Source organism: Sphingomonas lacunae (assembly GCF_012979535.1).
Taxonomy (GTDB): Bacteria; Pseudomonadota; Alphaproteobacteria; order Sphingomonadales; family Sphingomonadaceae; genus Sphingopyxis; species Sphingopyxis lacunae.
The window spans coordinates 1,016,732-1,027,698 of record NZ_CP053015.1 but is presented as its reverse complement, the minus strand read 5'-3'; the positions used below and the strand labels follow the sequence as shown (position 1 = coordinate 1,027,698).

The window sequence follows — 10,967 nt, the reverse complement described above, 5'->3', positions numbered from 1 at the left end:
GGTTTGGCCGGCCCTTCCTTGTTCCTCTGGTGCGGTCGAGAAGACTCGAACTTCCACGGGCTTTCGCCCACAACGACCTCAACGTTGCGCGTCTACCAATTCCGCCACGACCGCAGCCAAGGGAACAGCGCCCGCACGAACGGCGGGGCAGGCGGGAGCGGTTAGCAAAGCGGGGACGGGGGCGCAAGGGGAAGACTGCCCTATGCCAAGCTTTTCATGGCTCGTGATCAACCGCGCTGTGCCGAAAGGACACGGCGGTTCAGCGCGGGGACGCCCAGCTTGCTGTCAGCAATACGGCCCTGCGCGGAATGTCCGTTTTGGCGCCGTCAAAACCGACGCGCTCACCGGGCGGCAACACATCGACCGGTGGATTGATGATCCAGTCAAAGACAATCGCACCACTCGCATCGCGCAATTCCGCCTTGATCGGCGGCACCCGTTGCGGCCGGTCTGTCGGGTTGACCACGCTGCCTTTGATGGCGAAATAAATGGTGCCATCGGGCAGGGTCCGGTGCACCTGATCCTCGACCGGCAGCTCGATGATCAGGTCAGGTTGGTCGGCGGCGCTGCCGACCAGCCAGTCATCTGCCCAGTCCGGCAGCCCGAACCAGGCAATCGCGCCACCGGCTGCGCTGACCAGCAGGGCAAACAGGATGGCAATCATCGTCCAGCGGCGGGCCGGGTTGCGGCTGGGCTTGCGGCGGTCTGACAGGCCATTGCCCAATGGCTGATCGCCTGACTCAGACGGATTGTCGCTGCGGTCTGATCCGGGGCCAAAGGGTGGTGGCGGCAATTCGTCAAAGTCGCGGCGCGGCGCCGGTTCCGACGATTTTCTTATTTCAGGTTGTTTATCAATATCTTGTTCTGAAGGCGCGGGGGTGATTCGCGGTTCTGTCCTGGCCTCCGCCACCTCATCGAGCGGGCGACTTTCATGCGCTGTCGCGACCGGTTCAGGGGCGCGATCCTCGTCCAGATTCACGCCAGCGGGCGCCTGGAACCATTTATGGCCGCAGGAGGCGCATCGCACCGACCGGCCGGTGGGACCGATGGCGCTGTCTGGCACGACATAGCGGGTGTGGCAGGCAGGACAGCTCAGTATCATGCCCATGCTCTAAGCTGCCTTGCCCGCCCTAAGCAAGCACTGCCGCATCACGCTGCATGTCCTCTTGCGAAATGTCCCGCAAAAGGCCATTCGTGGCGACGGAAACGGGTGCCGGGGTGGCCATCCGGTGAAAAAGGGCCTGTCTGCCGGACCAGATGCCACAGGCGCTTGTCCGTGTCGGGCCGGGAACGGGCTGTGACAGCAACCACGCGCACGACATCATCGGAAATCGTGCGGTTCGACAATGTGGGACTGCGCTATGGCACGGGTGCCGAAACCCTGTCGGACATCAGCTTCAGTCTGGCCAAGGGTGGCTTCTATTTCATCGCTGGCCCGTCAGGTGCGGGCAAAACCACCTTGCTCAAGCTATTATATCTGGCCCTGCGCCCGTCCCGCGGCTTGGTAACACTTTTTGGGTCGGATATGGTGACGTTGCCGCGCAACCGCTTGCCCGGCTTTCGCCGACGCATTGGCGTGGTGTTCCAGGATTTCCGCCTCGTCCCGCATCTCTCCGCCTTTGACAATGTCGCCTTGCCCCTGCGCGTTGCGGGGGTTTCCGAACCGGACCTGATCGGACCGGTCAATGAAATGCTTGACTGGGTTGATCTGACGGCTCGGGCCCATGCCCTGCCATCGACCTTGTCCGGGGGGGAACAGCAACGGGTTGCCATTGCCCGCGCGGTCATTGCCCGGCCTGAACTGCTGGTGGCCGACGAACCGACCGGCAACGTCGATCCCGATATGGCGGTTCGTCTGTTGCAGTTGTTTGAAGGGCTAAACCGGATGGGTACGACGGTGGTGGTTGCCACCCACGACATCCATCTGATGAACCGTGTGCCGGGTGCCCAGATGATGCGAGTGACCAAGGGCCGGCTGGCCGATCCTACCGGGGCTCTGCGTTTTCCGCCTGCGTCGCGCCTCGTCCCTGATGGACCTCTGGTATGAACCGGCCCACCAAATATCGGGTCAGCCGCATGGTTGGCTTGTCGGGGGTTCTGTCGAACCGTGACATTGGCGGGCCAATGCCTTGGATTGTCGCGGTGATGACTTGTCTTGCCATGCTCGGGCTTGCTGCTGCGCTGACTCTGGCACCGGCTGCGGCATCCCTGTCAGGGCAGATCAGTGGCCGCGCCACGATCCAGATTGTCGAACCTGATGTCACGGCGCGGCGCGCGGCGGTGGCGGCTGTCCGCAATGCCGTGCGTGATCAACCCTATGTCATGGATTTGCGCACGGTTCCCGAATCCGAACTCGCGGGCATGGCCAGCCAATGGCTTGGTGAAGGGGTCAGCGAAACCGGGTTACCCCTCCCGGCGCTTGTTGATGTCGATCTGGTTCCGGGAGACAGCGGTGCAGGCCTGGCCCGGTTGCGTTCGGTGGTTAGCCAGTCAGTGCCGGCTGCCCGGGTCATCGCCCACGCCGACTGGCTGGGCCCTGTCGCTGGTCTCATCCGGCTGATAGGTGGTATTGCGGCTATCATCGCCCTGCTGTTGGTGCTGGCCGCCGCCGCTGTGGCCATGGTCTCGGCCCGCGCCGCCCTTGCCGCCCAACGGCCGACGATTGATGTGCTCCACATGGTTGGTGCCACCGATGTCCAGATAGCCCGGCTTTTTCAACGACGCACGGCCCGCGATGTGCTCGCGGGCGTGGCGCTGGGCGGCGTGTTCGCCCTGGCCATTGTTCTGGGTGTCGCCTGGCAGATGCAGGGGGTGGTCTCGGGCCTGGTGGGCGATGCCCCGGCGCCGCTCCACTTCCTGTGGCTGTTGCTGGTGCCGCCGCTGGTTCTGGCTGTCGCGGTGGTGACGGCCCGCATCGCGGTCTTGCGTGCATTGAGGCGAATGCCATGATTCGCCGTCTCATTTCGGCCCTGGCGCTGATCTGGTTGCTCGGCTTCGTGTGGTTTTCCATGTTCCTGCCCCAGCCATTGGGGGACTGGCGGACTGACGGCATCGTGGTTTTCACGGGCGGTCCGCACCGGATCAGCCGCGCTCTGGATTTGCTCGAAGCAGGGCAGGCCAAGCGCGTATTGATCTCTGGTGTGGGCCTCGATGTCCGCCCGGTGGATCTTGCGGCCACCTATCGGCGCCCGGTCGCCTTGTTCGACTGCTGCGTTGCGCTCGGTCGGGAGGCGGTGGACACACGGTCCAATGGTCAGGAAGTCGCCCGCTGGGTCGAGCGGCGAGGCTATCGTTCGATCCGGCTGGTAACGACCGATTGGCACATGCGCCGTGCCCGCTTCGAGCTTGAACAATCCTTGCCGGCTGAAGTTGTCATTGTTTCCGATGCAGTCCCGTCGCGTCCATCGTTCCGCACCTTGTGGGTGGAGTATCACAAGCTGATCCTGCGCAGTATCGGCGCGCTGCTCGGGATTTGACCGATGAAGCATGTGCTTGCTGCCGTTCGAACCTTGGTCTGGATGCCATTCTTTTATGGCGGATCGGCTTTGCTGGTATCCTTTGCGGCACTGGTGGCGCCCTTCTCCCGCGATGGCTTTGTCGCGATTGTCCGCAGTTGGGCCGGGTGGAACCGCTATTGCGCCAGGGTACTGCTCGGCCAAAGGGTCCGGGTCGAAGGAGATCTGCCGGCAGGTCCGGCCTTTTTCCTGTTCAAGCATGAAGACCAGTTTGAAACGATCGACATGCCGATGCTGCTTGTCCGGCCGGTGGTCTTTGCCAAGCAGGAATTGTTCAACATACCGTTGTGGGGGCGGCTTGCCCATGTCTACGGGCTGATCTCGATTGAAAGGACGGCCGGCGCCAGCGCCCTGCGTGCGATGCGCAAGGCCGCCCTTGGTGCCATGGCACAGGGGCGGCCTCTGGTCCTTTTCCCTGAGGGCACACGGGTGCCGCATGGCGAACAGCCGCCGATCCATTCAGGCTTTGCCGGCATCTACAAATTGCTTGGCCTGCCCGTCTATCCGGTGGCGCTTGATAGCGGCCGGCTAAAGCGGGGCTGGCGCCGTTATCCCGGGGTCATCACCTATCGCGTCGGCCCGGTCATTCCGCCCGGATTGGCGCGCGAAGAGGCAGAGGCGCTGGCCCATCGTGCCATCAATGCCCTCAACCGCCCGCTTTAGGGTGGACTTCCCCGCCCTGCGACAATAGGCGCGGGCACATGAAACAGCTTGCGATCATCGGCTTTGGCGCATTTGGCCGGCTTGCCGCCTCCCAATTGGCCGGTCGCTTCGCGATTGGCGTGCATGATGTGCAAGTGGCCGAAGCAGAGGTGCGCAGCGCGGGCTTTGCGCCCCAATCGCTCAAGGATGCGGCGGCATCCGACATCATCCTTGTCGCTGTGCCGGTTCAGGCGATGGAACAGGTACTGGCCGATGTTGGTCGCCATGTTCGTCCCGGCGCGACGGTCATCGATGTCGCGTCGGTGAAGATGCTGCCCAGTGAGTGGCTCAGTCGGCATATTCCCGACAGCGCGCATATCGTCGCGACGCACCCCCTGTTCGGGCCGCAAAGTGCGGTGCGCGGGCTGGAGGGACGGCAATTGGTCATTTGCCCGATCCGCGGGGATCGCCATCTCAAGGTGGCGGCGCTGGGCGAGGCGCTCGGCTTGCGCGTCCGTATCACTTCGGCGGAAGAGCACGACCGGGAAATGGCCTATGTCCAGGCGCTAACCCACCTCATCGGACGCAGCCTCGCGCAGATGCGGATTCCCGATGAAATGCTCAAGACCCAGACCTATCAGCATCTGCTCGATCTCACCGGCCTGATCGGCAACGACAGTTTCGAATTGTTCACCGCCATCCAGACGTTGAATCCCTATGCCCCCGAAGTGGTCGAGGAGTTTGTCAGACGGGCCGGCGTGCTGCTTGATCAGGTACGCCGCTAGCAGGCCGTTCAGGCGCCGGCGACCAGTGTCCGCAGCGCCGCAGCCACCCCGCGCGTGTCCTCTTCGGTGCCGATGGTGATGCGCAGTGCGTTGGGCAGGCCCTGTCCGGGCAGCCAGCGGGTGATATACCCCGCTTCCATCAGTCCCTTATAGGCCCGCTCGGCGGTGACATCGCCTTCGAACAGGATCAGCAGGAAATTGGTGGCGGATGGCACAGCGCGCAGGCCATGATTGCCCAGCGCTGCCACTTCTTCAGCCAGCCATGTCCGCCATTTGGCGTTGTGCGCCCGGCTCATGGCCACAAATTCATGGTCGTGCAGCGCGGCAATCGCCGCTTTCTGACCTGCTGTCGTGACGTTGAATGGCGCACGGATGCGGTGCATCGCGTCGATCATCGCCGCGCTGCCATAGCCCCAGCCAATACGCTCTGCGGCAAGGCCGTAAATCTTGGAAAAGGTGCGTGTGACAAAAACATTGTCTTGGCTTTTCGCCAGCTCAAGTCCGCCATCATCCTGTTCCGGCTCAAGATATTCGGAATAGGCCTGGTCGAGCACGAACAGGCAATCCTTGGGCAGGGCGGCGTGCAGCCGGGCGATTTCGTCGCGGCTGACCAGCGTGCTCGTCGGATTGTTGGGGTTGGCGAGATAGACGATCTTCGTCCGCGGAGTGACGACCGACAGTATGGCATCGACATCGGTGCCATAATCCTTGTCCGGCGCAATCACCGGTGTCGCCCCTACCCGGCGGGCGGCAATATCATAGACGGCAAAGCCATAGCGGACATAGACGACTTCGTCGCCATGCGCGGCAAAGGCCCCGGCGGCGAGGTGAAGCAGCTCGTCCGAACCGGTGCCGTAAAGGATCCGTGCGGGATCAAGGTCATATTCAGCTGCCAGAGCCTCACGCAACAGGGTCGCTCCGGGATCGGGATAGCGTGACATGTCCGCCTCGGCGACAAAGGCCTCGCGTGCCTTCGCACTGCAGCCCAGCGGATTTTCATTGGCGCTCAGCTTGGCGAGCGGGCGGCCATCATCGCCGGTGGCGCGGCCGGGCACATAGGGGGCGATGCCCATCACCCATGGCTTGGGCACCGGCACCGAACTGGTTTCATTTGAAACGGTCATCTTTTCCCCGCTACGCTTGATTGCCCGCGTTGACAAGGTGGGCCATTGGCCCCTAGCCCCCCAAACAATGACTGCAAATCCGCTTTTTGGTCTTAACCGGCATATCCGGCTTCCTGGCCCCCTGGCGCTCGACGGCGGACAGAGCCTTGCGCCGGTCGAAATCGCCTATGAAAGCTATGGCGAGCTCAATGCCGACCGGTCGAACGCCATACTCATCTGTCATGCGCTGACGATGGACCAGCATGTTGCCAGTCCGCACCCGATCACCGGCAAACCGGGCTGGTGGATGGACATGGTCGGTCCGGGCAAGCCGATTGATACCGACCGTTTCTGTGTCATCTGTCCCAATGTCATCGGCAGCTGCATGGGTTCGTCGGGTCCATCAACCATGGCCCCCGATGGTGGCCACTGGGGAATGCGCTTTCCGGTCATCACCATCCGCGACATGGTGCGGGCGCAGGCCATGCTGCTCGATCAGATGGGCATTGAACGGCTCTATGCCGTCATTGGCGGGTCCATGGGCGGGATGCTGACACTTAGTTGGGCGGCGACTTATCCCGACCGGGTGCAGGCGGCGATGATCATCGCCTCGACCGCCCGCCACAGCGCCCAGAATATCGCTTTTCACGAGGTTGGGCGTCAGGCGATCATGGCCGATCCGCAATGGCGTGGCGGCGATTATTACGCCGACGGCCAATCGCCCGATGCCGGCCTCGCCGTTGCGCGCATGGCGGCGCACATCACCTATATGTCCGAACAGGGGCTGACCGAAAAATTCGGCCGCCAGTTGCAAAACCGTGACGCCAAGACTTTTGGCTTTGACGCCGATTTCCAGATCGAAAGCTATCTGCGGCATCAGGGGATCAGCTTCACTGACCGGTTCGATGCCAACTCCTATCTCTATATCACCCGCGCCATGGATTATTGGGATCTGGCAGAGGATCATGGCGGCGTGCTGGCGCATGCCTTCACCGGCACCAGGACCCGTTTTTGCCTCGTCAGTTTCGACACTGACTGGCTCTATCCCACCGCGGAATCCAAGGTGATCGTCCACGCGCTCAATGCGGCGGGCGCGCCGGTCAGCTTTGTCGAACTGACCAGTCCCTTTGGCCATGATGCCTTTTTGATGGATACACCGGGCCTCGACCGGGTGATTGACGGATTTGTGAAAGGCGGTGGGCAATGACCGCACTGCGGCCCGACCTTGCCGTCATTGCTGCCGAAGTCGCGCGGGGCAGTCGCGTTCTTGACGTCGGCTGCGGCCATGGCGAACTGATGCAGGCATTGCGTCATGACAGGCACGTCGATGCGCGCGGCATGGAGCTTGATCGCGACAGTGTTGCCGCCTGCATGGCGCGCGGCCTGCCGGTGATCCAGGGTGATGCCAACACTGACCTCGCCTTCTATCCCGACGATGCCTTTGATTACGCCATCCTCAGCCAGACCTTGCAGACGACCATGCGGCCCGACTTGGTGGTCGAGGAATTGCTGCGCATCGGCAAACGCGCCTTTGTTTCCTTCCCCAACTTCGCCCATTGGCGCGTGCGATTGAGCCTGCTGTGGGGTGGCCGGATGCCGGTGACGCGGCTGCTGCCCATCGCGTGGTATGAAACGCCCAACATCCACCACGTCACAGTCGATGATTTCCGCGCTCTCGTTGCCGAACGCGGCATAAAGGTCGAAAAAAGCTGGTTTCTCAACGGCGACAAGCCAATCAGCCCCGCCGCCGCCAATTTCCGCGCCGAACATGCGGTGTTTTTGCTGACCCGATAGCCGCGCCGGCTTGCCGGCGGGAAAGGCTAACAAGAGGCCGCGCCGGCTTGCCGGCGGGAAAGGCTAACAAGAGGCCGCGCCGGCCTGCCGGCGGGAAAGCCAATCAAAAAAGCCGGAGCATCGCTGCCCCGGCTTTCTTGTTCCGTTGAGCCTTTGGATCAGGCGGGAATGCCGCTGATCGCCTTCATTTCCATGAAGTCCTTGAGGCCGGCGAGGCCGCCCTCGCGGCCATTGCCTGACTGCTTGTAGCCTCCGAACGGCGCACCCGGTGTCGGGCCCCAGTTGTTGATCGCTACCATGCCGGCACGCAGCTTGGCGGCGACCGGCGCTGCCTTTTCCGGGTCACCGGTGATCGCAGCGGACAGGCCATATTCGGTGGCATTGGCCAGCTCAATGCCCTGTTCGAGGTCATCATAGGTCATGATGGTCGCGACGGGGCCAAAGATCTCCTCCTTGGCAATGCGCATGTCGGGCGTGACGCCCGAAAAGACGGTCGGCTGGACAAAGAAACCGCGATTGACTTCGGCCGGCAGGTCGGTGCCGCCGGTCTCAAGCTTGGCGCCCTCGTCAATGGCCGACTGGATCAGCTCGCGCACCTTGTCATATTGCGCCTTGTTGACCAGCGGGCCGAGGTGACCGCCTTCGGCCATCGGATCGCCAACCTTGGTTGCCGAATACATGGACGTATAAAAAGCGACCGCTTCCGCTTCGCGTTCCTTGGCGACCAGCACCTTGGTCGGGCTGATGCAGGACTGGCCGGTGTTGACCAGGGGACCCATCGCAACCGGCGCCAGCTGGGTGGCGAAATCGGCATCGGGCAGGACGAGGTTGGGTGACTTGCCGCCCAGTTCCTGATGGACGCGCTTGACCGTCGGCGCGGCGGCGATGGCGACGGCGATGCCGGCGCGGGTCGATCCGGTGAAGCTGACCATCTCAATGTCCGGGTGGCTCGAAATGGCGTTGCCGGTGGTCGGGCCATCACCCTGCACCAGGTTGAACACGCCCGGCGGGACACCGGCAGCATCGAGGATCTCGGCAAAGATCTTGGCGTTGGTCGGGCATTCTTCCGACGGTTTGAGCACCATCGTGTTGCCCGCTGCCAAAGCTGGCGCGACCTTGAGCGCGATCTGGTTGAGCGGCCAGTTCCACGGCGTGATCATGCCCACAACGCCGATCGGCTCATAGGCGACCTTGTAGCCGGGGCCGTCTTCCATGAAGTTGAAATCCTTGAGCGCGGCGATGGTGCTCAGGAAACCGCCGATGCCGGCGCCGACCTGTGCGGTTCCGGCAAAGGAGACGGGTGCGCCCATTTCCTCGGCCATGGCGACGGCCAGATCAGCACCGCGCTTCTTATATTCCTCGACAATCCGGCCCAGCAGCGCCAACCGCTCCTCGCGTGTCGTCTGGCTGAATGTCTTGTAGGCCCGCCGGGCAGCGGCGACCGCCTTGTCGACATCGGCCTGCGTACCGACCGAAATGACCGCACAGGCTTCCTCGGTCGCGGGATTGATCACTTCGCGACGGGCACCGCCCTCGCTGTCGACCCATTGGCCGTCGATATAATGCTGCAAAATTTCGCGCATGCTCTCTCTCCTGACAGGATGAATCCTTCCCCCACAGGCATGGGGTTTCCCGTTTCAGGATGCAACCCTATCCAGCCCGGATGGAGAGACAAGCTGGCGGAAGCACGAGGTGAAACGAGCGGGCTTTCCCGTTCACCTGGGCTCGCGGGACAGGCGGCTGATCAGCGCGGCGGAGCGCAGCGCCTGGCGTGGCAGGCTTTCAAGGTCGATCCACTCGCCATCGGCATGAGCCAGGCCACCTGCTGCGCCCAAGCCACCCATCGTGTCGGCGAGAGCCGCGACAAAGCTGGAATCGGCCGCTCCCCGCCGTGCCGGGTCATATTCCGCCATCACCGGCAGGCCCAGATCCCGGTTGACCGCGTTCAGTCGCTCGAGCAGTGCGCGGTTGCCGGGAGTGGGCGCCATCGGCGGGTAGCTTTCATCAAAGCTGATTGTGGCAGTCGTGCCCGGCAGGTGCTGGCCGACGATGGCCCGCATCGCGGCGCGCACGCGCTCGTCCTGTTCCACGGTCAGCGTGCGGATGTCGCCCCGGGCAATGGCCGTCGAGGCTATGATATTGGTCTTGCCGGTGGCGCTTACTGTCTCCCCGGCGGCATCGATGCTCGCCGGTGTGCCGCCCGCCATAACACCGACATTATAGGTCAGATTGGCTTCGGGCAGTTCGCGCCGGAAGGCGTCAAGAATGCGCACCAGTTCATAGGCTGCGCCATACCCCTGCCGTTCCGAAAAAATCCCGCTCGAATGGCCAGTCTCGCCGGTCGTGCGGATTTCCCAGCTGCCTGAACTGCGGCGGGCCACCGTGCCATATTCGGCCAGCGTTTCGCCCTCGCCGCTGGTCGCCAGATTTTCATATTCCAGCGCGACATCCGCCCACTCGCCGGCGGCGATCAGGTCACGCCGGGCAATGGGTAACGGGTCACCGGTCCGTTCCTCGTCGCCAGTCAGCACGACCATGATGTCGGCACCCCGCAACGTCCCGGCCGCCTGCATCGCGCGCAGCGCCTGGATGATGACCACCACACCGCCCTTGTCATCGCCGACGCCGGGTCCGATCGCCCGGTTGCCTTCCCGACGATAGGTCTGGAACGGGTTGCCCGGTTCAAACACCGTGTCGAGATGCCCGATCAGCAGGATGCGCTTGCCACGGCCATTGCCGCGATGCGTGGCGACCAGATGACCGGCGCGACCGGTCTCGGCCATGTCGATCCAGCTGACGGCAAAGCCCAGCGCCTCAAATTCGGGACGGACCATGTCGCCAGCGGCGCGCACGCCCTCCAGATTCAGGGTGCCGCTGTTCTGGTTGACCAGCCGTTCGAGCAACGCCTCACCGCGCGGGGCATCGCTGGCGACAAAGTCCGCCATGCGGCGCTCTGCGGACGATGGAGCGGCCAACACTGGTGACGGCGCCGCCGCAAAGGGCATGGTTGCGGCGAACAGGGCGATGGTCAGGGCAAATCTCTTCATGACGCCAGCCTAGCAGCGCCATGGCAGGGTGCAAGCACCTGCCGCCTCTGCGTGCCGATCCTGGGCAAGATTCCCCTTCCC

11 protein-coding genes and 1 tRNA gene are annotated in these 10,967 nt (G+C 63.3%); 7 read left to right on the top strand and 5 right to left on the bottom strand.

All coding sequences use genetic code 11. The annotated features are described in order from the left end of the window. Positions 1-27 precede the first annotated feature (27 nt). A tRNA-Leu gene (locus GV829_RS04790) sits at positions 28-114 on the bottom strand. A gap of 145 nt (positions 115-259) precedes the next feature. Next, entirely contained in the window at positions 260-1,102 is an 843-nt protein-coding gene (locus GV829_RS04785; RefSeq protein WP_169944367.1) for a zinc-ribbon domain-containing protein, read from the bottom strand. Between the two features lie 195 nt (positions 1,103-1,297). Between GV829_RS04785 and ftsE the strand changes: the two genes are divergently transcribed. From ftsE to GV829_RS04760, 5 genes are read left to right on the top strand one after another with little or no spacing between them, the layout of a single operon-like run. Continuing rightward, complete coding sequence (gene ftsE, locus GV829_RS04780; RefSeq protein WP_246203044.1) at positions 1,298-2,047, top strand: cell division ATP-binding protein FtsE; 750 nt, start codon at positions 1,298-1,300, stop codon at positions 2,045-2,047. After that, positions 2,044-2,949 carry a cell division protein FtsX gene (locus tag GV829_RS04775; protein ID WP_169944361.1) on the top strand — a complete coding sequence of 302 codons (906 nt, stop codon included), beginning with the start codon at positions 2,044-2,046 and terminating at the stop codon, positions 2,947-2,949. Before ftsE ends, GV829_RS04775 begins: the two co-directional genes overlap by 4 nt. Beyond that, a complete protein-coding gene (locus GV829_RS04770; RefSeq protein ID WP_169944357.1) occupies positions 2,946-3,476 on the top strand; it encodes a YdcF family protein in 531 nt (176 codons plus the stop codon). The genes GV829_RS04775 and GV829_RS04770 overlap by 4 nt, the downstream gene beginning before the upstream one ends. A gap of 12 nt (positions 3,477-3,488) precedes the next feature. Continuing rightward, positions 3,489-4,178, top strand: a complete 690-nt coding sequence (locus GV829_RS04765) for a lysophospholipid acyltransferase family protein (protein ID WP_169947960.1) — start codon at positions 3,489-3,491, stop codon at positions 4,176-4,178. Positions 4,179-4,216: 38 nt separating this feature from the next. Further along, on the top strand, positions 4,217-4,942 hold the full coding sequence (locus GV829_RS04760) for a prephenate dehydrogenase (protein WP_169944355.1): 726 nt from the start codon (positions 4,217-4,219) through the stop codon (positions 4,940-4,942). An 8-nt stretch (positions 4,943-4,950) separates the two neighbouring features. On the opposite strand, the gene hisC is transcribed toward GV829_RS04760, so the two are convergent. Then, positions 4,951-6,066 (bottom strand): histidinol-phosphate transaminase, encoded by a 1,116-nt coding sequence (gene hisC, locus GV829_RS04755; protein ID WP_169944353.1) that lies wholly within the window; start codon positions 6,064-6,066, stop codon positions 4,951-4,953. Between the two features lie 67 nt (positions 6,067-6,133). Between hisC and metX the strand changes: the two genes are divergently transcribed. After that, complete coding sequence (gene metX, locus GV829_RS04750; protein ID WP_169944351.1) at positions 6,134-7,252, top strand: homoserine O-acetyltransferase MetX; 1,119 nt, start codon at positions 6,134-6,136, stop codon at positions 7,250-7,252. After that, a complete protein-coding gene (gene metW / locus GV829_RS04745) occupies positions 7,249-7,839 on the top strand; it encodes a methionine biosynthesis protein MetW (RefSeq protein WP_169944349.1) in 591 nt (196 codons plus the stop codon). Before metX ends, metW begins: the two co-directional genes overlap by 4 nt. A gap of 158 nt (positions 7,840-7,997) precedes the next feature. Here the strand turns inward: metW and GV829_RS04740 are convergent, their stop codons facing one another. Beyond that, entirely contained in the window at positions 7,998-9,422 is a 1,425-nt protein-coding gene (locus GV829_RS04740) for an aldehyde dehydrogenase family protein (protein ID WP_169944347.1), read from the bottom strand. 132 nt (positions 9,423-9,554) lie between these two features. Next, entirely contained in the window at positions 9,555-10,886 is a 1,332-nt protein-coding gene (locus tag GV829_RS04735) for a M20/M25/M40 family metallo-hydrolase (RefSeq protein ID WP_169944345.1), read from the bottom strand. Positions 10,887-10,967: the final 81 nt, after the last annotated feature.

Bases quoted from the DNA above. Each gene is read 5' to 3' on its own strand.
- metW (WP_169944349.1), top strand. From the start codon at position 7,249: ATGACCGCACTGCGGCCCGACCTTGCCGTCATTGCTGCCGAAGTCGCG.
- GV829_RS04740 (WP_169944347.1), bottom strand. From the start codon at position 9,422: ATGCGCGAAATTTTGCAGCATTATATCGACGGCCAATGGGTCGACAGC.
- GV829_RS04760 (WP_169944355.1), top strand. From the start codon at position 4,217: ATGAAACAGCTTGCGATCATCGGCTTTGGCGCATTTGGCCGGCTTGCC.
- GV829_RS04785 (WP_169944367.1), bottom strand. From the start codon at position 1,102: ATGATACTGAGCTGTCCTGCCTGCCACACCCGCTATGTCGTGCCAGAC.
- metX (WP_169944351.1), top strand. From the start codon at position 6,134: ATGACTGCAAATCCGCTTTTTGGTCTTAACCGGCATATCCGGCTTCCT.
- GV829_RS04770 (WP_169944357.1), top strand. From the start codon at position 2,946: ATGATTCGCCGTCTCATTTCGGCCCTGGCGCTGATCTGGTTGCTCGGC.
- GV829_RS04775 (WP_169944361.1), top strand. From the start codon at position 2,044: ATGAACCGGCCCACCAAATATCGGGTCAGCCGCATGGTTGGCTTGTCG.
- GV829_RS04735 (WP_169944345.1), bottom strand. From the start codon at position 10,886: ATGAAGAGATTTGCCCTGACCATCGCCCTGTTCGCCGCAACCATGCCC.
- hisC (WP_169944353.1), bottom strand. From the start codon at position 6,066: ATGACCGTTTCAAATGAAACCAGTTCGGTGCCGGTGCCCAAGCCATGG.